At 47.3% G+C, this 23,718-nt stretch carries 25 protein-coding genes; 9 read left to right on the top strand and 16 right to left on the bottom strand.

Annotated features, from left to right (window positions below; genetic code table 11):
• Position 1: 1 nt before the first annotated feature.
• Together parC and HP399_RS14290 are read right to left on the bottom strand one after the other, a co-directional pair.
• Entirely contained in the window at positions 2–2,545 is a 2,544-nt protein-coding gene (gene parC / locus HP399_RS14295) for a DNA topoisomerase IV subunit A (protein WP_173619554.1), read from the bottom strand.
• A 2-nt stretch (positions 2,546–2,547) separates the two neighbouring features.
• Entirely contained in the window at positions 2,548–4,518 is a 1,971-nt protein-coding gene (locus tag HP399_RS14290) for a DNA gyrase/topoisomerase IV subunit B (RefSeq protein WP_173619555.1), read from the bottom strand.
• A 531-nt stretch (positions 4,519–5,049) separates the two neighbouring features.
• Here HP399_RS14290 and HP399_RS14285 point away from each other — a divergent pair.
• A complete protein-coding gene (locus tag HP399_RS14285) occupies positions 5,050–5,427 on the top strand; it encodes a YflT domain-containing protein (RefSeq protein WP_047067585.1) in 378 nt (125 codons plus the stop codon).
• Positions 5,428–5,495: 68 nt separating this feature from the next.
• Here the strand turns inward: HP399_RS14285 and HP399_RS14280 are convergent, their stop codons facing one another.
• The 8 genes from HP399_RS14280 to HP399_RS14245 form a co-directional block, all read right to left on the bottom strand.
• Positions 5,496–5,795 (bottom strand): DUF1292 domain-containing protein, encoded by a 300-nt coding sequence (locus HP399_RS14280; protein WP_007718819.1) that lies wholly within the window; start codon positions 5,793–5,795, stop codon positions 5,496–5,498.
• Positions 5,796–5,934: 139 nt separating this feature from the next.
• Positions 5,935–6,147, bottom strand: a complete 213-nt coding sequence (locus HP399_RS14275; RefSeq protein WP_017249136.1) for a hypothetical protein — start codon at positions 6,145–6,147, stop codon at positions 5,935–5,937.
• The gene (locus HP399_RS14270) at positions 6,137–7,003 is read right to left on the bottom strand and encodes an ABC transporter permease (protein WP_173619556.1); all 867 of its coding nucleotides are present in this window, start codon (positions 7,001–7,003) and stop codon (positions 6,137–6,139) included. Before HP399_RS14270 ends, HP399_RS14275 begins: the two co-directional genes overlap by 11 nt.
• On the bottom strand, positions 7,000–7,932 hold the full coding sequence (locus tag HP399_RS14265; protein ID WP_173619557.1) for an ABC transporter ATP-binding protein: 933 nt from the start codon (positions 7,930–7,932) through the stop codon (positions 7,000–7,002). Before HP399_RS14265 ends, HP399_RS14270 begins: the two co-directional genes overlap by 4 nt.
• Positions 7,926–10,154 carry a hypothetical protein gene (locus HP399_RS14260; protein WP_173619558.1) on the bottom strand — a complete coding sequence of 743 codons (2,229 nt, stop codon included), beginning with the start codon at positions 10,152–10,154 and terminating at the stop codon, positions 7,926–7,928. Before HP399_RS14260 ends, HP399_RS14265 begins: the two co-directional genes overlap by 7 nt.
• Before the next feature lie 14 nt (positions 10,155–10,168).
• Positions 10,169–11,245 carry a TolB family protein gene (locus HP399_RS14255; protein ID WP_173619559.1) on the bottom strand — a complete coding sequence of 359 codons (1,077 nt, stop codon included), beginning with the start codon at positions 11,243–11,245 and terminating at the stop codon, positions 10,169–10,171.
• On the bottom strand, positions 11,242–11,796 hold the full coding sequence (locus tag HP399_RS14250) for an RNA polymerase sigma factor (RefSeq protein ID WP_047067599.1): 555 nt from the start codon (positions 11,794–11,796) through the stop codon (positions 11,242–11,244). Before HP399_RS14250 ends, HP399_RS14255 begins: the two co-directional genes overlap by 4 nt.
• A 137-nt stretch (positions 11,797–11,933) precedes the next feature.
• The gene (locus HP399_RS14245) at positions 11,934–13,091 is read right to left on the bottom strand and encodes a trans-sulfuration enzyme family protein (RefSeq protein WP_173619560.1); all 1,158 of its coding nucleotides are present in this window, start codon (positions 13,089–13,091) and stop codon (positions 11,934–11,936) included.
• 126 nt (positions 13,092–13,217) lie between these two features.
• Here HP399_RS14245 and HP399_RS14240 point away from each other — a divergent pair, with 126 nt between their 5' ends.
• Both HP399_RS14240 and HP399_RS14235 read left to right on the top strand, forming a co-directional pair.
• Positions 13,218–13,913, top strand: coding sequence for a peptidylprolyl isomerase (locus HP399_RS14240; RefSeq protein ID WP_173619561.1), 696 nt, complete (start codon positions 13,218–13,220; stop codon positions 13,911–13,913).
• 228 nt (positions 13,914–14,141) lie between these two features.
• The gene (locus HP399_RS14235) at positions 14,142–14,765 is read left to right on the top strand and encodes a cell wall hydrolase (protein WP_173619562.1); all 624 of its coding nucleotides are present in this window, start codon (positions 14,142–14,144) and stop codon (positions 14,763–14,765) included.
• 311 nt (positions 14,766–15,076) lie between these two features.
• Here HP399_RS14235 and HP399_RS14230 read toward each other — a convergent pair whose 3' ends face one another.
• Positions 15,077–15,841 carry an SDR family NAD(P)-dependent oxidoreductase gene (locus HP399_RS14230; protein WP_173619563.1) on the bottom strand — a complete coding sequence of 255 codons (765 nt, stop codon included), beginning with the start codon at positions 15,839–15,841 and terminating at the stop codon, positions 15,077–15,079.
• A gap of 102 nt (positions 15,842–15,943) precedes the next feature.
• Between HP399_RS14230 and HP399_RS14225 the strand changes: the two genes are divergently transcribed.
• Both HP399_RS14225 and HP399_RS14220 read left to right on the top strand, forming a co-directional pair.
• Positions 15,944–16,255: a YfhH family protein gene (locus HP399_RS14225; RefSeq protein ID WP_017249145.1), complete on the top strand. Its 312-nt coding sequence runs from the start codon at positions 15,944–15,946 to the stop codon at positions 16,253–16,255.
• A 114-nt stretch (positions 16,256–16,369) separates the two neighbouring features.
• Complete coding sequence (locus HP399_RS14220) at positions 16,370–16,819, top strand: DUF441 domain-containing protein (RefSeq protein ID WP_173619564.1); 450 nt, start codon at positions 16,370–16,372, stop codon at positions 16,817–16,819.
• Here the strand turns inward: HP399_RS14220 and HP399_RS14215 are convergent, their stop codons facing one another.
• Positions 16,820–17,128 carry an iron-sulfur cluster biosynthesis family protein gene (locus tag HP399_RS14215; protein ID WP_228088521.1) on the bottom strand — a complete coding sequence of 103 codons (309 nt, stop codon included), beginning with the start codon at positions 17,126–17,128 and terminating at the stop codon, positions 16,820–16,822.
• Positions 17,129–17,229: 101 nt separating this feature from the next.
• Here HP399_RS14215 and HP399_RS14210 point away from each other — a divergent pair, with 101 nt between their 5' ends.
• From HP399_RS14210 to HP399_RS14200, 3 genes are all read left to right on the top strand, one after another.
• Complete coding sequence (locus HP399_RS14210; RefSeq protein ID WP_007718846.1) at positions 17,230–17,370, top strand: hypothetical protein; 141 nt, start codon at positions 17,230–17,232, stop codon at positions 17,368–17,370.
• A gap of 68 nt (positions 17,371–17,438) precedes the next feature.
• The gene (locus HP399_RS14205) at positions 17,439–18,494 is read left to right on the top strand and encodes a DUF2515 family protein (protein WP_173619566.1); all 1,056 of its coding nucleotides are present in this window, start codon (positions 17,439–17,441) and stop codon (positions 18,492–18,494) included.
• Between the two features lie 21 nt (positions 18,495–18,515).
• Positions 18,516–19,469: a prenyltransferase/squalene oxidase repeat-containing protein gene (locus tag HP399_RS14200; RefSeq protein ID WP_173619567.1), complete on the top strand. Its 954-nt coding sequence runs from the start codon at positions 18,516–18,518 to the stop codon at positions 19,467–19,469.
• Positions 19,470–19,500: 31 nt separating this feature from the next.
• Here the strand turns inward: HP399_RS14200 and HP399_RS14195 are convergent, their stop codons facing one another.
• Both HP399_RS14195 and HP399_RS14190 read right to left on the bottom strand, forming a co-directional pair.
• Positions 19,501–20,097 carry a DUF1444 family protein gene (locus HP399_RS14195; protein ID WP_173619568.1) on the bottom strand — a complete coding sequence of 199 codons (597 nt, stop codon included), beginning with the start codon at positions 20,095–20,097 and terminating at the stop codon, positions 19,501–19,503.
• A gap of 17 nt (positions 20,098–20,114) precedes the next feature.
• A complete protein-coding gene (locus HP399_RS14190; protein WP_173619569.1) occupies positions 20,115–21,230 on the bottom strand; it encodes a DUF3900 domain-containing protein in 1,116 nt (371 codons plus the stop codon).
• Between the two features lie 109 nt (positions 21,231–21,339).
• Here HP399_RS14190 and HP399_RS14185 point away from each other — a divergent pair, with 109 nt between their 5' ends.
• Positions 21,340–22,182 carry a serine/threonine protein kinase gene (locus HP399_RS14185; protein WP_173619570.1) on the top strand — a complete coding sequence of 281 codons (843 nt, stop codon included), beginning with the start codon at positions 21,340–21,342 and terminating at the stop codon, positions 22,180–22,182.
• A gap of 33 nt (positions 22,183–22,215) precedes the next feature.
• On the opposite strand, the gene HP399_RS14180 is transcribed toward HP399_RS14185, so the two are convergent.
• Together HP399_RS14180 and HP399_RS14175 are read right to left on the bottom strand one after the other, a co-directional pair.
• On the bottom strand, positions 22,216–22,371 hold the full coding sequence (locus HP399_RS14180; protein WP_173619571.1) for a hypothetical protein: 156 nt from the start codon (positions 22,369–22,371) through the stop codon (positions 22,216–22,218).
• A 36-nt stretch (positions 22,372–22,407) separates the two neighbouring features.
• The gene (locus HP399_RS14175; RefSeq protein ID WP_173619572.1) at positions 22,408–23,652 is read right to left on the bottom strand and encodes a DEAD/DEAH box helicase; all 1,245 of its coding nucleotides are present in this window, start codon (positions 23,650–23,652) and stop codon (positions 22,408–22,410) included.
• Positions 23,653–23,718: the final 66 nt, after the last annotated feature.

Below are 23,718 nucleotides of genomic sequence, written 5' to 3'. Positions count from 1 at the left end.
TTTATTCACGATGATCTCCATCGAACAGGTTGGCCTGGGCATTAGGCCTTTTCTGTTGGCTTGCTGTGCCAGCTCCGTCTCCTGAGCCTTTTGCAGTCGCTTCGTCCTTCGGTTCATCTGTCGGCAAAATGGTTTCAAAAGCAACTGCTTTTACCCCACCCTCCACCAGTTGTCGGCCGATGCCACCTTGCTCGTTGACGATCACTTGCTCTGTCTCGACAAGGGTCCATTCGTTCTGCGACGTCCAAGTATAAACTGTTTCCTCGATGAACATCGCAACAAGCTCATGCGGATTATTTTTTCGTTTACGAATCAACTGTACGCCTTTTCCTGCGCGAGCCTGGAGTGGGATCGCAGCAATTGCTGTGCGTTTTACAACCCCTTCAGCCGTCAACAAGCTAAAGGCACGAGAATCGACTTCCTCAATCGGTAGCATCGTGATGACATCGTCACCAGGAGCAAGTGCGATTGCTTTTACCCCGCTCGACGCTCTACCCGTTGCGCTGACTTCACTGCGATGGAATCGAATGCCCATGCCATCTTTCGTAGCACCGAGTATCGCCCCAGCTTCGTCAGCCACAAATACATTCACAAACTCGTCATCGTCTGCTTTCAGCTTCGCAGCTACCAACGCACTGGAACGATTCGTTTCGTATTCGGACAACGCCGTCTTTTTCATCAAACCATTTTTACTTACATGGTACACATACAGCGGTTGTTTGAAGGTTTCTACGATCGTAAAGCCAACGATCCGCTGATTCTTCTCCAACGGGATGATGTTGACGAGGGCGGAACCGATATCCTTCCACTTATCGTCCGGGAAGGCGTTGACCAGTGTAGCAAAGTATTTACCGTCCTGAGTAAAGAAGAGAGCAGTGTGAGACGTATTGGTCTCCATGAAATAACGGACACGGTCTCCTTCTTTTACCCCACATGTCTCCAACGTTCCCCCCACTGATTTGAAGGAGCGCGGACTCGTCCGCTTGATATATCCTTCGTTTGTGAGGGTTACGATGCAATCCTCTGCATTGATTTGCATCGCAATATCGATTTTAATTTCCTCGATCTCACCCTGGATTTCTGTCAGGCGCTCTTCTGCGTATTTTTTCTTGATCTCGTTCAGTTCGCCTGTAATGACTTGAATCAGCTTTTTCTCGCTCGCCAAAATCGACTTCAGCTCCTCGATTTCTTTTGCCAGCGTAGCCAATTCTTTTTCCAGCTTGACGATATCCAAACGTGTCAAGGAAGCGAGCTGAATGCTCAAGATCGCATCTGCTTGGTTTTCGGTGAAGCCGTATTTCTCCATGATGTTTTTCTTGGCATCTGCACGGTCTTCCGAATCCATAATCGTATCGACGATCTGACGCAAAATGGACTTGGCGCGAATCAAGCCTTCCACGATATGCTCGCGGCTTTGCTTTCGATTCAGATCAAATTGACAGCGATTCGTGACGACTTCTTTTTGGTGGTCGATGTACGCCCCCAATAAAGCCTTGAGTCCCATCTGGCGGATGGTCCCCTCATGAATCACGTTCATGTTGTAATTGTAATAGATTTGCAGATCCGTATTTTTGTACAGGTAGTTGAGAATCGCCTGCTCATCCGCTTCCTTGCGAATATCCACTACGATACGAACTTTTTTCTGCTCGGCCTCTTTGCGACCGGTTTCATCGCGCACCGCCAGTGCTCCCTCGATTTTGCGATCCATTACGAGCTCATCGATTTGACCAACGAGCTTCGACTTGACCACTTCGTAAGGAATTTCAGAAACGACGATTTTTTTGATCTTGCCGCCTTTTGGCTCCTCTACATGGGTCTTCCCGCGAATGATGAATTGACCACGGCCTGTCTCAAACGCCTTGCGAATTCCGGACAGCCCTTGGACAATGCCGCCTGTCGGAAAATCCGGACCTTTGACGTGCTGCATCAGCTCATCCAGCGAGATATTCGGGTTCTTCATTTGGGCAACAGCCGCATCGATGACTTCGCCCAAATTGTGAGTAGGGATGTCCGTTGCAAAACCAACCGCGATCCCGGCAGCGCCATTCACGAGTAGATTGGGAAACCGTGAAGGCAATACTGCCGGTTGTTGAGCGGAGTTGTCGTAGTTCGGGATAAATGTAACCGTATCCTTTTCAATATCGCGCAGTAGCTCATTGGCCAATGCCGACAATCTGGATTCGGTATAACGCATAGCGGCTGGCGGGTCTGCGTCCAAGCTACCAAAGTTTCCGTGGCCTTGAATGAGCACCTGACGCATTTTCCACCATTGCGCCATCCTCACCATCGTTTCGTAAATCGCCGAGTCACCGTGCGGGTGATAGGTACCCATCACGTACCCGACTGTTTTCGCTGATTTCCGGTATGGTTTATCGTTCGTATTGCCTTCTTGGTACATGGCATACAAAATACGGCGCTGTACCGGTTTTAGTCCATCGCGAGCATCAGGGATCGCGCGTGAGAGAATAACCAGGTTGGCATAGTCCCCGAAGCGCTTTCCCATAATCTCCGCGAAGCTCTGATTAATAACTTGATTGGACAGCATGCTTATTCATCCTCCCCCACTTCAAAGGTGACGTGGTTCTCGATCCACTCACGCCGAGGTGGGACTTTGTCACCCATCAAAACGGTTACCAGCTTCTCACAGTGAGCGAGGTCTTCCAGTTCAACCTTAATGAGCTTGCGCGTCTCAGGGTCCATGGTTGTTTCCCAGAGCTGATCGGCGTTCATCTCACCCAATCCTTTGTAGCGCTGTACTTCAGCACCGCGTCCAGCCTTTTTCAACGCCTGTTCCAGCTCGTAATCGCTCCAACAGTAAATCCCCTCTGTCTGCTTGCCTTTGCTCTGCTTTTTCACCTGATACAAAGGCGGTTGGGCAATATACAAGTGACCTGCTGCAATCATCGGGCGCATGTAGCGGAAGAAGAAGGTCAGTAGCAGCGTTTGAATGTGCGAGCCGTCAACGTCCGCGTCAGACATGATGATCACTTTGTCAAATGCACAGTTTTCGATGGAAAACTCTTCGCCAATATCGGTTTCAAGCACCTCTAGGATCGTGCGGAACTCTTCATTCGCCAATACCTCGGAAAGCTTTGCTTTTTCCGTGTTCAACGGCTTCCCGCGCAGGCTAAACAAGGCTTGGAACTCTGAATTACGCGCCTGTTTTGCAGAGCCACCCGCGGAATCCCCCTCGACGAGGAAGAGCTCATTGCGCTTGGAGTCTCTGTATTGCGGCGGAGTAAACTTTTCCGAAATCGATTTGCGCTTTTTCGCGGTTTTGCCTTTCTTGTCGCCGCGCAGGGCTTCGCGTTGTTTGCGCAGCTCTTCGCGAATCTCAGCAGAACGCAACGCCTTGTCAATCAGCAGCTTGCCTATTTCCGGATTTTCCTCGAGGAAGAAGCCTAGCTTTTCGGAAACAATCTGTTCTACAATTGCCCGTGCTTCTTCGTTCCCCAGCTTGTCTTTTGTTTGGGACTCAAACTGGACGTCAGCCATTTGCAATGACAATACACCGAGGAAACCTTCCCGCAAATCGTTTCCAGTCAAGTTCGGGTCCTTTTCTTTCAAGTACCCTTTTTTCCGGGCAAATTCGTTAAAGATCCGGGTCGTACCGTTGCGGAAGCCTGTGACATGAGTTCCGCCATCCGTCGTTACAATTGAGTTGACATAGGACACTAGTGTCTCTGCATAGCCGTCATTGTACTGAAAAGCCAACTCGACGTAGATATTGTCCTTTTCCCCTTCGAAGTAAACGATCGGATGGAGCGTATTTTTCCCCTCATTCAAGTAAGAAACGTATGATTTCAAGCCATCTTCGAAGTAAAACTCTTCCCGTTTCTTTTCAGGTCCGCGCTCGTCAATCAAAACCATGCGCAGCTTTTTCAGAAGGAATGCCGTCTCACGAAAACGATCACGAATCGTCTCATAGTCAAAGCGAGCATTGCCAAACACCGCGTCATCCGGCAAAAAACGTACCGTTGTTCCTGTGCGTTTCGTGTTCCCTGTAATTTCAAGACCGGTAACCGGTTTACCGACATGCTCGGTTCCATTTGCATCCACAACATATTCAAAGCGTTGCTTATGAATTTTGCCTTCCCGGTGGATTTCGACCTCAAGCCATTTGGACAAGGCCACAACGACACTGGAGCCTACCCCGTGCAAGCCACCACTTTTTTTATATCCGCCACCACCGAATTTACCACCGGCATGGAGCGTCGTAAAAATAACTTCTGGTACAGGTCGGCCGGTTTTGTGCATACCCGTTGGAATTCCGCGTCCATGGTCTTCTACACTGACACTGCCATCCTTGTACAATGTAACGATGATGCTATCGTTAACGCCGGCAAGCGACTCGTCTTTGGCGTTATCTACAATTTCCCACAGCAGATGATGCAGGCCACGCGAGCCCGTGGAGCCGATGTACATTCCAGGCCGCTTTCGAACGGCAATCAAGCCTTCTAAGACCTGAATATCTTCTTCTGTGTACGTTAGTGTTTGCTGTGTTTCTGTTTCCTTCAATCGCGCTCTCCCCTCTACTCTTCGGACACGTAGAAAAACGATCATGCCTTTTTTACTGATGGCTAGCGTCGTATTCACCTTTTTTGAAAAACGCCGAGATGATTCAATCCCCATGAGAGGAACGTTTTCCTAATAAAAGCGAACACTTAATCGCTATTGTACCGTATGGTTCCCATAGTATTCAACGCCAGTAGCAAAATGGGGCAAAAAAGCCACCTCGCCCCTAGCGAGATGGCCGATTCTTCTCAGTATTCCTCGTTTCTCATTTCGTTCTGTACATGACATGCATATTCCATTAATTAGTGTAGCACTAATGGTGAAGATTGGTCAAAATGAAAAACCAAAACATCTGTTTCCCTTTCTCTATTTCTTCCCCCATCAGCGTAAATCCTGCTACTATCAAGGAAAATATGTCAATTGTTCTTACGTAGCGTTCACAACTGTGCCTCAGGTATTTCCATTCATCCGCGCTTTGGCTTTGGGCATCCTAGTAAGGCATCGATTCCTGAGGCCAAAAAGGGGGGAATACTTTTGATCAGTGCTACCAAGCCGTTTGTCAAATTCCATAAGTATGATGCTGAGCTAGCTTCTGACGTTCATGCGTTAAATTCTGCCGGATACAACAGTGATGACATCTGGGTTTTGAAATGGAATCCTGATAAAAATCACTCCAATCAACGAAACAATTTTTATAAATACAGTACCCACTTTGAAAGTGCCGTCGGTCACATTGACAGTATGGCGCATTTCTTTGACAATGGTGGGAAAGAACTCCGTACCCGTCTCGAAAAGCTAGGTCTTACCAAAGACGAGTGCTCGGCATTGGTTCGGGAACTGCAAGAAACGGATTATACATGCCTTCTCGTTGTACGAGACCTTAAGGATAACATTATTAAAATGAATGACTGATCGACCGCAAGAAAAAGCCACTGCTTGGGTTCTAACGCCAGCAGTGGCTTGTTTCATTCATACCAGGATTACTTGTCTTCTTTAATGAGTTCGATGCCTTCCAGCACTTCGTTCAGCTTCGCGTAAACAGTGCTCTCCTCGTCCTCTTCCAATGGTACCATTTCGCCGCCGTCCACTTGGAATACGAAGATATCCACTTCTTCATCTTCTTCGCTTTCTTCATCTTCCACAGCTTCAGCCAAGGCAATATATTCTTTACCGTTCAGGTCGAACATAGCCAATACTTCGAAATCCCCCAACGGTTCACCATTTTCATCGTCCAATGTAATGATATCGCCCAATTCTAGGTCTTTGTTCTCTTCTGTCAATGTGTTCACGTCCTTATGCTGATATTCGTACTCTGTTCCATCATACCGTTTTTTTCCGGGAGAAGCAAACAGGCGAATGACTTTATGCCTTCCCTGTCCATGAAAAACAACCTACCACTTGAGGCAGGTTGTTAGCTGATTACTCACTATACTCTTGAAGAACACCTTTTTCAAGCAAAAATGCTTCTTCTGCCTGAAGTATAGTCACGATCGCTTCGCGTTTAACATACATCCCTGCAGATGCCAGACGGCTCTCAATCGCACGAAGCAGTTCTTCAAAATCAATGATCTGTACATCTTGATCGCTCACAAAAAAACCTCCCTTTTCCCATGCACCTTTTTCATTGTACACGAACAGGTCGTTTCTTCCAACTCCACCATTTTCGGCGGATTGGTTTTAGCAAATAAGCGCTCCAGATGACGAGTACAAAGGAAAGAACCACGTACACACATGAGAAAAACAACCACGGCGCAAAACTGATGTCATCGGATTGATCGAATGACTCGCCTAAAATATCGAACAACACGATGATAGGGTTCGTCCCTGCCAGCATCTGCAGCTCATACATGTTCCATACATCCGAATTGACGTACCGTTCTGGATACGTCTGTTGCAAGGACTCACCGATGAAAAAGAACAGCAAGCCAGTACCTACTACAAAAAAGAAGGCAATGCCGTATGTGGTGACCGTCGAGATCGACGTTCGTTTAATCCAGGTGGAGCAGAACAACCCCAACGACCCGAGAAAAAACATATTCACCGCGAGAAACAGGACGAGCTGCGCCATTTGTTCCGGGGAGACGCTTCCGTAAAGCATCACAATACTGTACAAAGGCATCGATGCAACCAAGAGCAGCGTGGAGAACGCCAAAGACGTAATGAGCTTGCTCAAAATTATGGTGCGCGTCGACAACTGGGTCGTCAGCAAAATATGCAAGGTTTGGCGTTCTCTCTCTCCACTGATCGCGCCAGCAGTCAGTGCAGGTGCCACAAAGCAAATCATCGCGTAGTGTATCCCCGCGGATATCAGAAACAAATCCCGATTATCCCCTAACGATTCGGCCTTTAAGGGGGCCATGAGCAAAAAGCCCATCGGTATTCCCCCCATGACAAACAAGTAAACCGCTAATATGAGCATGGTCTTTCTCGAGCGGAATCTTTCCCGCATTTCTTTGACCAAAAGAGGATTGAACAAGAAGTCGCTCACTCCATACCGACTCCTTCCGTAATCGCTAAGAAGACGTCTTCTAAATCTTTCTTGGAATCGCCATAGTAGACGACTGCGACCTGCTCATCCAGCAGTTCTTGAAGCAATTCAGCTTTTTGTTGCTCCGTCCCTTGAAAGTAGAAGCGATAGCCTCCCATGTATTCTGTCAATTGATGTACATACGGAGAGCTCGCTAACAGAAGTCCCGCTTTGTCCAAATTCCGCAGGGCCCTTACTTGCATCCGGCTTTGTCCTGTATCCCGATTGCTGACCTCATGCACAGAACCATACGCAATTAATCTGCCTTTTTCAATGACACCAATATCATCACACAACTCGGCTAGCTCCGGCAAAACATGGGAGCTGATAATAATCGTCTTACCCATTTCGCGTAATTGCTTCATAATTTCGCGCAATTCGATACGAGCTCTCGGATCCAGTCCTGACGCGGGTTCATCCAAAATCAGCACGGCCGGATCATGTACGAGACAACGTGCTAGCCCCAAGCGCTGTTGCATGCCTCGAGACAAAGAGTCGACGAAAGCGTCTGCTTTGTGAGACAAATTTACTAGTTCCAAAAGATCACCGACGAGTGCCCGTCTTTTGGAGGCAGGAATTTTGTACGCTCCGGCATAAAACTCCAAATACTCCACCGCTGTCAAATTGTCGTACACGCCAAAAAAATCGGGCATGTAGCCAACAGACTGGCGTACACTCGCAGGATCTTTGCGTACATTGTAGCCGCAGACAAATGCTTCCCCTTCACTCTGTTCCAGAAGGGTAGACAAGATGAGCATTGTAGTAGATTTTCCGGCGCCATTTGGACCAATGAAACCGAACACCTTTCCTGGCTCGATGGAAAGGTTTAAATCCGTCAACGCTTGCAAATTGCCGTATCTTTTTCCTAAATGAACGGTTTCGATTACCATTTCCGCACCCCCTCTACCTGGAAAATTGGCTCTGGTAGAGCTAATCGCGACGTTCCATTGTGGGAAAAACGTAGCAATAATGTCTGATTTGGCGTCAATACTTGCTGGAGTTCATTATGGAGGACAAGTCTCGTCCCACGCTCAACAGGTATCCACCTACCGCTCTTTTGGTGGAAGTATTCTATCCGGAAAGGCTTGAATGAGCTGTGATTCAGCGGTACCGTTATTCGCTTCATATTGATCGCCGCTTTATCTGTACGTAATTCAAACGTAATACTGCCCTTCCCAAGCTGCCAAATGTACCCGGTACTGTCGAAATCTCCTGTCACTTCATACATATCGGCATCAAGCAGGCCATAAGGACAAGTCACTAGACCTTGCTCATTCGGTTGGAATTGAATAGGCTGCTGAATGACATTCCAGTATTGCGCTTGGTGAGGCACCTGCATTGTCATCAGAGGAAGAGGCTCTGTCGTTGTCCCGATGATACTTACCTGATTCCCATCTTCATACTCAACGACTCTTTCCTGCATTTCTTTGATTCGTTCTTCCATCGTTTGCAATTCGTTTGTTGCTTGTGGTTTTCTTGGCATAAACAAGGCCTCAAGCACACTGTCAATCTGCTTTTCTTCTCCCTTTTTCAATGGTCCAAGCGGAATTCGCTGAAAACCAATTTCAATAAAAGTCTGATCGTAGGCAAACTCCGTATTGTTTTTCACGTGACCTTGCAGACGATTCTCATTGATTCGCAAGGAAGTTTCAAAAGCACCCATGTCATGCTTTACCCCGATACCGATTGCCTGTTTCGGTGTCAAATAAGGGAGATTGCGGAAAGAGAGAACCTCATCTCCATCCATTAATCCCTCTGGTCGATAATCATTTCTCCCCAATGTCAAGGGCAGTGCAACGATTGAAGGTTCAAGCTGAACATCGTATTCGTTTTGATCCACGCCCAAAAACGTTGCGGCTGAGCGAACATGAGCCAGAGACTCATCTAATATGTCGATCTTGGTTACGGTGTAGCTCGTACTCGTTTTCACAACAGCAGGCTTTCCAACCGCGAATATAGCGACGGTCAAGAAAATTCCTCCAACTGGGATTACTCCCCACGCCCATTCAGGTTTTCTCATTCTTTTCAGAACGAAGTATGTCAATGGTGCGAGTACAATTACATAGCCGCCCCACAACGCCACCATCCAGATCGGTGGAGGAGTCTGTACTTCAGGAATCTTCTTGCTCAAGTCAAGAAAAGGCCGTGTCATTTGATCCATATAAGGCTTCTCTTCAAAAATCTTCTTGGCACCATGCTGGATCATTGCATTCTGCCACAGTTGTGGATTGAACTGCCACGATGCCAACGGCTCTGCTGTCACATCATAGTTAACAAATAGCAGCAGCCCTTTGCCGTACGATTTTGACACAAATAAGGGCAAGTCACGGTTGTATACACCGATACTGCCATTTGGAGCGACTTTCGCAATGTCATACTCACTTAATGCTTGCTGTAGCTCTATATTACCAGCTTTTCCGGCTTCCACAGGGAGAATATCAGCAAACCGCTGGATCATTCCATCTTGATTGGGACCTGCGGAAACAACCACGATCCCCCCTAGCTGGATCCACTCCTTGATCGCTGCCATCTGTTGATCATTAATCGTAGAGCCACTATTGCCTGCCAGTGCTAACATGTCTATGTTTTCGTAAATCCACGATTGGTCAGGCAACATTTGTTCCGTGAGATTTTGAACGGACAAGGGGCGATTCATTTTGGATTGTGATTGATTAACGGCAAGGAAATGAAACGCATTACCCTCCTCGCTGATCACCCCAATGGTGCGCCCGTCTGTTGGATAAGGGATACGCAGCTTTTCGCTTTTGACAACTTGACCGTTTTGCGTCACCTGGACGTACCAATCATCGAGCAATATTTGGGAAGGCATATCAAAGTAAACGGTTGTACTCTTTCCTTGCTCGAGCTTTATTGGACGCCGAAGCTTAAATTCATTATTTTTTTTGACTTGTCGCTGCGATAACTCTACAGCCCCTGTGAAATCCTGCTCTTGGCTGGTTACCTTTACGTTTAGTCTCATCCATGATTCATATTTGACGATACCACTTAAAGGTATCTCGAATTGTATGTCTACGTTGCTCTCTGCCATAGCTGGGCGTATTGAAAAGCTAAGCCATGTGATGACAAAGATTAACACCCATTTCCATCTCATGCTTGTTCCTCCGCTCATTTTCGTGACGCCAAAGAGATAACCAGTTGTTGCAGCTGATCATGGCGTGAGATAAGCAGTAAGTGCTTACCTTTGTTTGCCCAGTTGCCTTTGATCAGCTCTTCAGAGGACTGGTTTCGCAATGGTAGCTCGCGTGTCACAAAAGGCTCTTCACTCACGTTTACTTCCATCAGCGTTCCATTTGGGTGTGTATAGGTCAATCGCGTATCGGAGCTCCACGATGCCCACTGTCCCACTGCAAGTGAGGTAACTTTCCCCGTCCGCATTTCCATCAGCTGTACTTCACCGGCTTTATTGAAGGCAAGCAAACTTCCATCTGGTGACCATTCAGGCTGAGAGCCTTCTACTAGCTTCCATTCTTGGAACGATACTGTGCTGCTCGCCCAAATTTCTTCGACGCCATTTTTAGAGCGGGTAAAGGCAAGCGAATCATCATGTTCAGACCAGCTTGGTGAAGAGTACAATACTCCTTCTTCTTCCTTCAGCAATCGGCTACTTCCCATGCTGTAAGTCGTTGGCATCTCCACAATCCATAGCCTCGATAATTTTTTATCCTGCTCAACGACAGCGATTTGCTTCCCAGAATTAGACCACGCTACCCCGGTGTATTTTCCTTCGGTTGGCGGTAGCTTGATCGTGACTGGCTTTAATTTCTCATCAATTGGAATGGTTTTCAGCTCTGCATTGTTATTGATGTAAGCTAGCTGAGTGGCTTTCTGATCAATATCAACAAGCTCCACGGTTGCTTGTGCTGGCAGCTTAAGTACTTCATGCTCTCGAACGGCAAGAGAGGTATTGTTCCACCACACAAATCCTACTATGGCAAGGGTGAGAGCAGCAGCTGCGATTCCGCTCCAAACCAACCTCCCCCATTTTTGGGGTACGGCACTTGGAACTTTTGCCTGCTTGGCTTCGAGATCTCTCATTTTCTGGAGCAATTGCTTTTTAAGGTCTGATTTTAATTGATAATTGACAGGAACCGTTCCGCGCATCTGCTTCAAATGGGCTAGGAGTTGGGTTACAGTCTGATCATCCGATTGATGATCCTGGGGGTGCTTCTCCTCTTCTCTCATTCGGAGTCCCCCCTCTCATACATCTTCTGAAGTTTTTGTAATCCGCGATAAGAAATCATTTTGATACTCGATTCTGTTTTACCGAGCACCTCAGCCACCTGGCTGATTTTGAGGTCAGCAAAGTAGCGGAGCATCAACACGTCTCGTTGATCCTGAGACAATAAGTCCAGACGATCACGAAGCAGACGAATCTCTTCATTCGTCAGCGCCTGCCGTTCCGGCTGCCATGTGTCGTCCGGTTCTGCTCCTAGAAAATCTTCCTGGTCGACCGGTAACTCCCTGTTTTTCCGCATAAAATCTACATATGTATTGTGAGCAATACGAAAAATCCATGATGCGAAAGGACTTGTTCTGCTATATTGCTCGAATTTTTCTAGCGCTTTTAAAAAGACCACGGTTGTCAAATCATCGGCATCCCACGTACTCTGAACCCGGCATCGCAAATACCGGTTGACGCGATCAAAATATTCGTCATACAGTTCCGTAAATGGACGAGATTCATAATAATCTCCGGATGATGGCCCCGACGGTTGCTTCATAGCCATTCCCATTTGCGTTTTCCTCGGTTTCTTCCAGACTGAAGCATGTTCTCAGAATGGGCTTTCCCCACTGCATTCTGAGACTACTCTAACTAAGTATTACGTATTTCTTAGGAAGAAAGTTTCATAATGTGGCAAAGTTTTTTGAATTATTTACCTAATGCAGCATCTAATGCTAACTGAATGTCTTGAACAGCCTCGATTCCGACCGATAATCGTACCAGACCCATCGTGATTCCCGTTTCCTTGCGCTGCTCTTCAGAAAAAGCACGGTGGGACGTCGTAACAGGATGAGATACACTCGTCTCCACACCTGCAAGAGACGGAGCCAACTTGATCCAGTCAAGTGCCCGGTAAAAGTCATAGATCTTCGTCTCGTCTGCCAGAACAAAGGATACCATTGCCCCCTGCTTTTGCCGTGAAAAAAAGAAGGTATCCGTAGGACTTGGGTAATACACTTGTCCAACTGCAGGATGCTCACGAAGAAACGCAGCGATCTGGCTAGCATTATCGCATTGACGCTCCATTCTCACTGCCAATGTTTTCAAACCACGCGATGTCAACCAGGCCTCAAAAGGACTGAGCGATGCACCGTAGTTGGCTACGATCTCTGTGGCACGCTTGATTGTCGCCTGTGATCCAACCAGAACACCTGACGTCACATCGCTATGTCCACCTATGTATTTGGTTCCACTATGTACCACGAGATCCGCTCCGAATGAAATGGGTTGTACCAAATAAGGTGTCGCAAACGTATTATCCACCATGACGGTTAAGCCAAGACTTTTTGCTTCCTTGATCCAGTAAGGCAGATCCACAACTGTCAATAGCGGATTGGTGATGGTCTCCAAGAAAAACAGCCGCGTAGTTGGGCGAACATAGTCAGCAAGCTTTGTCATTTGACCAAGCTGGATGCACTCAAGCTCGATCCCAAACCGCGACAGCTCCTTGTGCAGTAGAGCGTAGGTACCGCCATAAATTTCATGAGAAGCCAGCACGTGATCGCCAGGAGAAAGTACGGCAAGTAAACCCGCCATGATCGCTCCCATACCGGAGGCAGCACTGACACCTGCTTCTGCGCCTTCTAAAACAGCGATTGCATGAGCCAGCTCCGCTTGGTTAGGATTGCCATTTCGGGTGTACAAGTATTCTCCCTCGCCGACGTAGTATTGTTCTACTTTTTCCAAGCCTTCGAAGGCAAAAACGGAGGTTTGATAAATCGGTGTAGTTTTGCTCTTTACTCCCCGCAAAGGGTCATGTCCGATATGTACCGTTTTGGTCTCAAATCGCTCTGCCACATTGATCACCCTTTTAACCCAATCATACCATGCGAGATTGGAAAGGAAACTAGCGGATTGGCAAATGCTCGTCTATTTGTGTTATAATTCGAAACCGAACCACCCAACAGTACGATACAAAGGAAGGTGCATAAGATGAGAAAAATGATGACAACTCTGTTCACATGTCTGACGGCAATCGCCTTGGTTACGGGTTGTTCTACAGGAAGCAATGAAGCGGCTCCTAATCAACCGACTACGCCAGCAGAGAAACCAGTATCCAAAGAGCCAGCTAACCCACCGGGTCCAACCGGAGAGAAGAAATACGAGAAGGCTCCGGCTATGCAGATTGACAAAGCAAAGGACTATCAAGCGAAAATCTCTACTTCCATGGGAGACATTACGATCGATCTGTTTGAAAAAGATGCCCCGATTGCTGTCAATAACTTTGTTTTCCTCGCAAAGGACAAGTTCTATGACGGCATCACGTTCCACCGGGTCATGAAAGATTTCATGATTCAAACAGGGGATCCATTAGGATCTGGCATGGGAGGTCCTGGTTACACGTTTGAAGACGAATTGAAAAATGGTCATAAATATGAACCAGGCGTGGTTGCCATGGCGAATTCCGGTAAAAACACGAATGGTAGCCAATTCTTCATTGGTTCTGGACCTGACGTGACAGGATTGGACAACTCTCCGAATTACACGATTTTCGGAAAAGTTACGGGTGGCATGGATATCGTTCAAAAAATTGCCGGAACAAAAGTAAAGAAAAACCCACAAACGGGTGAACCAAGTGTTCCTGAGCAAACGATTACCATTAAATCCATCGCGATTACAGAAAAATAAGAGCAGCCTCAAACTGCACACGAAAGCCACTTTCTCAACGGGAAAGTGGCTTTTTTTAAAGAAGAAACATCCGTTTGTGAAAACTCTTTCACAAACATAAAGATATTGTAAATAGTACTATGGAACCAATTCCCTCTTGAACCATTCCGATAAGACCGATAGACTTGCAAAAGACCTGATTCGCTTCCGCAATCAAAACGCAAAAAGCGAAAAGGAGTGGTTCACACCATGTTGACACGAGAAGCGCCAACGCGCTTTTTCTTCTTTTTGAACAGTTTTGGCTTGATGCTGTTATGCTTATTTGTCACACCGACAAGTGCAATGGCACCGCAAGCAGTACAAATCCTCCCTGTTCTCGGTAGTGCACAGGCGCCATCGGAACAAGTTTCGAAGAAGGAAAAGAAATCAACCACATCTGCTACAGCAGTAAAACGTGAGTCTGTGCAGGTTAGTCGTGATAGTCGCCCAAAAGTGGTTCGCAATGGAAAAGTGAAGGTTTCACAGAGGGATATGGAACTGCTCGCCCGGTTAGTGTATGCGGAAGGCCGGGGAGAACCGTATGAAGGACAGGTAGCGATTGCTGCCGTTGTATTGAATCGGGTTGCTTCAGATGAATTTCCAAATACGGTACGGGAGGTTATTTATGCTCCCAATGCGTTTTCGCCTGTCCATGACGGCAATTTGACACATAAATCAAATGAAAGTACGAGAAAAGCGGTCCAGGACGCGGTGAATGGAAAGGATCCGAGCAATGGTTCCCTGTACTTCTTCAATCCGGATACGGCTACATCCAAGTGGATATGGTCACGTCCTGTAACAGTTGAGATCGGTAGCCATCGTTTTGCTCGTTAACGCGGTACTTACAGAAAAAAGATTTAATAATACTTTATTTTTATTTAATTGATGTTTTACTTTTGCTTGCTATGTTGTAGGTGTAAGCACTTTTTCAACGCATTGAGAAAAAGATCGATTATCTTCTTTGGATGACTTTTTAACGTAAGCATGTTTAGATCGATTATTCAATCTGAGTATGCCTACGCTAATAGCTTTGATTGATTGACTGTTTTGGGTGAGAGCAAACCAGTCATAGAACAATCAGTCGTTCTTTTTCTCAATCGCCCCCAATAATTAGGCATTCCCAACCGGGAATGCCCCTTTTTTTATTAAAACCCGTAAATAGACATACCGCCATCAACCGAAAGCGTTTGACCTGATATGTATGAAGCTGCATCAGAGGACAAGAAAATCGCTGGTCCTACCAAGTCCTCGACATCCCCGATTCGGCCACTCGGCGTTCGCTGCAACACCTCTTGGACGAACGCTTCGTCGCTAAGCAAGCTCTCCGTTAATGGCGTACGGAAATACCACGGCGCGATCGCATTTACATTGACACCAAACTTGCTCCATTCTAATGCCAGCACCCGGGTCATCTGGATGAGCCCTGCTTTACTGGCACCATATGCGACGCCAGTGCGAAGTGCTACTACACCTGCGACCGAAGCAATATTGACGATTCTGCCATAGCGCTGATCGCACATGATTTTTCCAGCAGCTTGACTCATGAAAAACGCTGCTTTCAAATTCAAATCCACTACCCTATCCCACTCTTCTTCCGTTATCTCATGAGCTTTTTTGCGGATATTCATTCCTGCATTGTTGATCAGGATATGCACACCCCCTAACCCTTCGACTACTTGCTTCACAACACGGTCCGCTACATCAGACACAGTCAAGTCAGCTTCGACAGGAAAAGCCACCCCGCCTTTTGCTTCAATCTCTGATACTACTTCTTGCAAATCGGAAGCTGTTCGCGAGACTACCGCAACCTCCGCACCCGCTGCTGCGATTCCCAACGCTAGTGCCTTCCCAATCCCTCTTCCAGCACCTGTTATGATTGCTTTCTTTCCATGCAAATCGAAACGTGTCATTTTCGAAACGACTCCCCTTTCGTTTCCTTAGAGGATTCTGCATCCATCGCCTTTTCCCTTGTCTTTTGCTACAATATACCTGTATGGAAAGGGGGCAGTCCGTTGCGTTTGTACAGTCAAATGACACTCGCCGAGCTGCAGGAGGAAATGGAGCGCCTGCACGTCGAAGCGAAAGAAAAAAAGAAGCTTGGTGATCACTCACAGCTTGCGATCATTACACAAAAGTACTTTATGGCGAAATCGTATTATTTAGGAACAGATGAGTTCCGAATCGGCAGCAAATACAGCGTGCCTGATTACGATCAGCCGTTTACAATTGATTATTTCAACGGCGTCTTTGCTTGGGGACGTTTCCCTGATTCGGACGAACAGACAGGCTTTCCAGTAGGAATGCTGGAACTCTGGTTCGACTAGAAAAAAGAGATCGGCACTCGCACTCTTGTGCATGCTGATCTCTTTTTTCTTGCCCCGGCACATGCCGCAGCAGCATGGATATACTAAGAAAAACGAAAGTGAGCCAACCCGCATATGGACTGGATTTCTATCATCCTCTTGGTACTACTGGCGCTCGGTGTCATTGGCAACAACGCAACCGTCTCCATTGCCGTTGCGATCCTTCTCTTAATGAGGCTCCTGTCATTGGACCGATATTTCCCACTGCTCGAGCAGCATGGATTACAGCTTGGGATCATTATACTGACGATTGGCATCATGACTCCGCTTGCAAGCGGCAAAATCAATCCTTCCTCCATCTTGGAGATTTTCATGAATTGGCATTCGTTACTGGCCGTCGCCGTCGGTATGTTTGTGGCTTACTTGGCGGGAAAAGGAACGGTCTTGATGACCCATAATCCCTTGATCGTCACAGGCTTGCTGCTAGGTACAATAGCTGGTGTCACTTTTTTCCGCGGTGTTGCAGTCGGTCCTTTAATTGCAGCAGGTATTCTCGCCTTTATTTTGCAATTTCTCCCGAGGTGATTAGTTCCAGCGCTCTTTCAACTGAAGGCCATAGGCCAAAATTTGCTGTGGCGTAACCATGCGAAAGCCTTGCTGCGCACGATAATCAATCGTAAGCAGTTCAGACCCGATATAGGCAATGGTTTCGCGATCTATCAGAAACGTCAAAGAATCGACCTGGTAGACTTCATCTTCTGGACCTTGGGTATCCCACCACAACGCATACTCTACATTCATCCCACAGCCGCCGACTAGTTCACCGTTTATCCGAATGGGCTTGTCTGTACTGGCTATGCGTTCTACTGCCTCTTTTGTCACTTTTACTATCATGTTTGGTGCCACCCTTCTCATGATTTTCCAGCATGCTGGATGCATCATCTCTTACATGATAGCATACAATGCTTGAAAGGCAGCAGAAAGGACGATCATCTATGAACATCTACGAACAAGATGGGATTTTTGTCGCTGAAACGGAGTTCCAATCGGAGCACGTTGTCATATTTGCGAATACGTGGGAGGAAGCCAAGGAAAAACTACTCGTTCGGCTTCTCGTACTAGAAATGATTGGTTGAGTAAAAAGCGGGTCGCCCAGTGGACCTGCTTTTTTCAATGTGAAAACAACAAGGAGCTACCCATAACCATGACGGATTCGACAGCAACGAAAATTGCCGAGCAGCACCTGGTTGCTCAAATCAGACAAGCAACAACCAAAGCCAATCGCAACAATGTCACCCGCACTCAAGCATACCTCGCCTTTTATCTCCAGCACCAAGAGGTTCACTGGGCGTTATTGGCCCATCTAGTCTCACGAAATGGCGGGTGGAACATGACCGATTTAAAAGGAGAATGGCTACCGCTTATCATGGATACACAAGCAATCGAGCCCTTTTTTTGGTTTTTGGAAAGATGTAACTGGCTGATTTTTCACGATGCCTACCCACAATTACTACTGTATGCGGAGATGAAACGAACGGGGACAGATTTAACAAAGCTTTTGGCGCCACTTGGTGTTTCAGTCTTTATGCAATCGTATTGGCAAGAGTTCCTCGCATCTAAAGACAGTGCGCGCATTACACATGCACTCATCGTTAATGAACAGCAATATATCGAACAACGTGTCGTACAGAAGCCGTTTACACTGAATCGTATTTTCGCTTCGTTTGCTTTCGTCGCCCAATCTGCTCTCTCGATGAATCAAGTGCTCATTCCTTATAAAGCGCATCCTACTGACCGCCGAATTAGCTTGATCGGGTTAAACGTTCATCATTTTCCCGACGTCAGAAACCGCATTCAGGTCGGAAAGACGTTGTATCAGCAATTGTTTGGGGATCCTTTTCGCTTCGAAAAAATGGTCTCCTATTGCTCTCGTATTCCTCATACAGGCTCACGAGCGGATTATTGGCCGCATTTATTCACACCTCATCATACTGCTTCCACCACAGAAGATGAGTACCAACTACGATTGGATGGACATGAGTTGCTAGAAGGAAGCCCGAAAATATACAGCCCACGTCTTCAAGATGCATGGGCAGATTATGGACACGATCCGGCAGATGGGGTAGATTGGTTTCGAGATGAAAAATGGCACAAGGTCGTGAAAGAACCTGCTTCACTGCCTTCCATCGACAGTGATTCTTATGTGCGTTCCTTGCAATGGATCGAATACGGAGTCAAACTCGTCTCAGCAATCACGTAGCTTGGAGAGGAGGTCAGCCTCATGGAAAAGTGGATGCAAGAAATGGCGTCCAATCAAACAAGTTTTTTGCTATCCTGCCAATTGCCGAGCGGTACCTTTCGCCTTGGCCCCAAACGTGATCAAATCAATCCGTACTTCACCAACCTCGGCATTATTTCCCTCATCCGCATGAAGGAAGTGGAAGCTGTTCGTGGTCATCTCGATTGGTATTTGCGGAACCTGAATGCAGACGGTTATATCAATGATTTTCGTCTTGAACAAGGCAGAGAAATCGATACCGGCACAAATGATAGCGAAGATAGCTACCACACCACTTATTTCAGTCTGCTTGCGGAATGGATACGAGCAACGGGGCGTATGGACTGGCTGCATGCCAACCACGCTAAACTCTTATCCCTTCTGCAAGCGGTTGCCCGCCTTCAACAGAAGGACGGTCTGACCTGGGCGAAGCATTCGTATCGGGTTAAATATTTGATGGACAATTGCGAGGTGGCCAAGGGGCTAGCAGATGCTTCGTATTTATTTTCGTTGATCGGAAATGTGGAGGCTGCCGAGGAAGCAGCTACGCGCGCCAAAGCCTGCGAGCTTGGCATCAGCGGAATGTACAGTCGGATTCGCAAGTCGTATGCAATGTATGATCGTACGTACCCCGGCTGGCGAAAATGGTACCCGGACGTCACTTCCCAAGCGTTTCCTATTGTCTACAGCTTGACAGATGCCAATACCGCTTCGCTACTCTACCAGAGGATCACAGACACGTTCCCGCATTTTGATACATTTCAGACTGGTGATTTATATCCGTGGATGACGATGGGGGTATGTGCGCAGTTGATGGGGGATAAAACACGGGTGAAGACGATGCTCGTGACCGCCACAGACTTGTACATACAGGGTCCCAGGTACCCGTACTGGCTGATTCAAGATGCCGGGCGCTATATTGAGTTATTACTGCATGATACCACGAATAAAAAATAGAAAAACGCGGGAAACCATCCCCGCGCTTGCTCTACTTTCTTTCAATTTTCGTACCCGAGTCGTGCGTCACCACGAGAAATGGGGTCAATTCCCCTTCCTCCCAGTAAAAAGGCAAGACAGAAATCGGCACTTGCCCCTTCGAGGCAAAATCATAGGTGAGACGCGCTAACAGGTGAGCTCCAGCTTCTCCTGTCATATCCGCCACGATCAACACATCCTGATGCGGTATCGCGACACCAAGCGAGTCCCCTTGCTTCTTCTGATCCATCTCCTCCAGAAATGAATCAAGCAAAATTCGGCTTGCCGCGTATCCATCTGTCGGACTAATAAAATGGATGTGCTGACCTCCTACCTCTTGTGATTTCACTGAAAAGGGGAGCTTTCGCAAGTTTTCTAGCGCGTATGAATGAAGCTGCTCGCTCGTCCAGCCTGCTTCCTGCAACATCCGCTTCTCAATCAATGCGTAACCTTCGCCTTGATCTAGGGCGTACAGTACATACGTATCAGCTGTATGCTCCTTCACCACCCACCGCTCGGGGTACTTGTTGATCATAGAGGCATGACGCAAAACCGGATAGATGTTATGCTCTTGGCCGCTTACCCGTAGTTGTCGATCCAACTCCTTCACTCCCTTCCCTCCGTTTATTACCAAGGTGGATTATCATCGTCCTCCGTAGGCGTGTTCACCGGGGTATATGCAACGTTCTGGCTTCTCTCTTCGATTTCTTTCACGATGTCCGTCAATGCCTTTGGCTTTAAAAACTCAACTGGAGACATGCCACGCTCGAACTGTAGCTGCTCGCCCTCTAATAGCACCAAATAACGCCCATTCACTTTGGCGATATGCAGGCTGGTGCCGTAATCGGCCAATAACGTGCGGATCTGCATATGATCCAGCTTGAACTTCAGCTCGACCTCTGGTTGGCGATCTGTAATGATTTGCATCGCTTCCATCACGGTCTCATGCTCCCATTTTTCTGCGAGCTCCCGCTTAGGGCTTGCGGCAATGAGTTCGATCGCTTCCTCTTCCCGTATCCGCTCTTCGGACTCTTCGGGATACGTATATTCGATGTGCTGTCTCGCCAATGAAATGACTTCTTCAGAAACGATCTGTGTCATCGTCTGTGGATACTCGATAAAGCGCAAAAATTCCTCGAAATAGCGCGCGTGGGAGAACTGATGAATTTTCACGTGATACGGGTCATTCATCCCTGATTCAATCATGTACGGATACATGAGCGATTTCATGTTTTTGGCATTGATCGCCATGCGTACATTCGATATTAGGCTCTTCTCATCTGTGATGACCGCTGTTTTTTGTTCGAAATCGCATTTTAAAATAAAGACATAGCGCTCGTCAATCAGCTCTAACCTCGTCCGTACCACAATCATGACTCCGCCTCTCACTTGAGAGGTTCGCAAATACGACTGAATCAGCTCCTGACAGGGCTCCTTGCTCTCCCCTGACGTTTCCGCTGCCAACAATCGATTCAAGAGGGCATAGTTGGGGTTCGAGTCCAATGGATGTCCAGGCTCCAACACAAATTGACCCAGTTTTGTCGGCGTGCCTTCTGTCTTTGGATTCATCTCGACTTTTCTTTTCGCAATCCGGGCGAATTCCCCATCGAGAAAATCTTTCAGCTCGCTTCTCTGATATTCATCATGGCTCAAATAGCGCGTCATCCGCACTTGTTTAATGCCATCCTCTTCTTCAGGCTGTTCCATTAGATAAAAGGATAACCAGTCAATTGTAAAATTCATACCCTTCGCTCCTGTCTGCATGTAACGAACTGATTATAGCAAACCTATTGAAAAAAAGGTCAGCTTTTTCAAATCATGATAAGATGAAGGGAGGGGGGAAAATCAAACAATGTGGACTCGTATGAAGGCATGGTGGAACGAAACGATACGCGATAAACCGTATCAACCCGGCCACCTAGCAGGTCAGTATGAAATAACAAAAGTATTAGGAATGGGAAGCTACGGGATCGCCTATCTCGCCACGCACAACCCTACAGGTAATCAGGTCGTGCTGAAACAAGTGAAACCAAGCCTGCGGCACACGCCAAAAGGAGAAGCCATGCAAGCGTATGAAAAAAAGGTGCTGATGTCCCTCTCACATCCGCAAATTCCTCGCTGTCTGGATTCCTTCACTTATCAGCACGACTCGTTTATGGTCATGACTTATATAGCTGGACCGACACTAGAAGACATGTTGTTTGATCAAAACATCGTGGCGAATGAGCAAAAATGCGCCGAATGGATTCGCCAAATCGGGGAACTCGTGGCCTACCTCCATGAGCAAAATGTGATTCACCGTGACGTACGCATCCCCAACGTCATCTGGAAAGAGGACAAGCCATACCTGATTGATTTTGGCCTCGCTCGGTTCGTTGGTGATCGCCCGACTTATACAGCTGATACGATTTCCGCCTACCCGTCCGAAAAACAATTGAAGCGAGAAGTTGCTCCTTCCAGTGATTTGTACGCATTGGGGCATTTCTTTTTATTCTTGCTCTATTCCGGGTACGAATCGGAACCGGACGCACCTGAAAAAAGCTGGGAAGAGGAGCTCTCGTTATCCCCTTCCATTCGAATGATGATTCGGCGTTTGTTACAAATGGACGCCCCTTATGAAAGCGTACATGATTGGCTCAGAGAGCTGGACCGCTATTTGATCCACTTCCAAGAAAAAAGAGCAGGGCATCCGTAGACTTCACGGATTCTCCCTGCTCTTCTTCGTCATTCATTCTGCAATCGGCTCTTGTTTCGCCTGTTCGATCTTTTCCTTCAGTTCCCCTGCTTCCTGGCGCAGCACTTGTCGTTCGTGTTTCGTCAGAACTTCTCCACCAACTGTGCCATTTACCAGCAAATCCTCTTCATATAACCGATCTTTGCGCATGGAAACCTCCTGCAGACAAGTTGTGTACTTCTTGTCCTACTTTGTTCCAAAGCTGCCCTTCTTATGTGCACGATTTTGATTTCGTTTTGCAGGGCTCGCATTTTTGGCAGGAGCTCCTGACTTTTGTCCTGGAGCGGGCTTTCGTACAGGACGCGGATCTTCCAGCGCTCCGTGCGTCATGAATTTTTCAGCAATAGGCAAGCCTGTTTGCTTGGAAAATTTTTGGACGATGAACTGTTCCTGTGTCGTAATGATCGAAAATACCAGTCCGGCACGCCCCATACGCCCAGTTCGGCCACTGCGATGAATATACGTGTCAGCATCCGACGCAGGATCATAATGAACAATACATTCCACACCTGGAATATCAATGCCACGTGCCGATACATCTGTCGTAATCAACACAGGGAATGCTCCATCCCGGAATTGTTGCAGGGTGCGGGCACGATCTTCTTTCGTAGCATCACGGTGCAGGAGTCTGCACGGCAAATGATGGTAGTTGAGCTTCGATACAATCTCGTCCACTTTTTCGATTTGATTGACAAAAACAATCGAGGAGCGAACATTGACGAGGCGCAACAAACGACGGAGCGTATCCACCTTTTTGCGTGGATCGGTGACCAAATACATGTGTGCTACTCCTGCGGCGCCTTCTGGTGCTGCTGCGCGAATAACAGCAGCATCTTTTGTGAAAATTTCAGCCGTATGTACGACTTCCTCTGCGATTGTCGCGGAGAATAACAAGCGTTGAGTATCACGCAGTGTTTTTTTCATGACCTCTTGAACTGGCTTGCCAAAGCCCGCATCCAGCATCCGGTCTGCTTCGTCGACAACAACTGTCTTCACTTCATGGACCTTTAGTTTGCGCTGATCAATTAGCTCCAGCAGTCTTCCTGGTGTTGCTACGATCAATACAGGCTTCTTTTTCAGTCTCTCGATTTGGCGTTTCACATCGACTCCACCAATAATGGACATTACGGCCGTGTCCTTGCCTGGCAGAAGGCTTTCTGCTTCCCGCGCAATCTGAACAACGAGCTCATGTGTCGGTGCAAGTACAATGGCCTGTACATCTTTTTGCTCCATATTGATTTTCGATAAAATCGGCAATAGATAAGCAAACGTCTTGCCTGTCCCAGTCGGTGATTCAATCAAGGCATCTCGACCAGCCATAATCACCGGGATAGCTTCACTCTGAACAGGGGTCGGTGTTTCCATTTTTCGCTCTCGCAATATAGTCAACAGCGGTGCGCTAATTTGTAAATCTGCAAACGTGGTGCTCACAAAAACCCTCCTGGCATAAATTCGTGCATTGGGTAAGCTTACCACACTTTGCAGGTAGAAAACAGA

Origin of the sequence: Brevibacillus sp. DP1.3A (assembly GCF_013284245.2) — a bacterium.
Lineage (GTDB): Bacteria > Bacillota > Bacilli > Brevibacillales > Brevibacillaceae > Brevibacillus.
The sequence above is the reverse complement of the archived record's forward strand: the minus strand, read 5'-3'. Positions and strand labels throughout refer to the sequence as shown.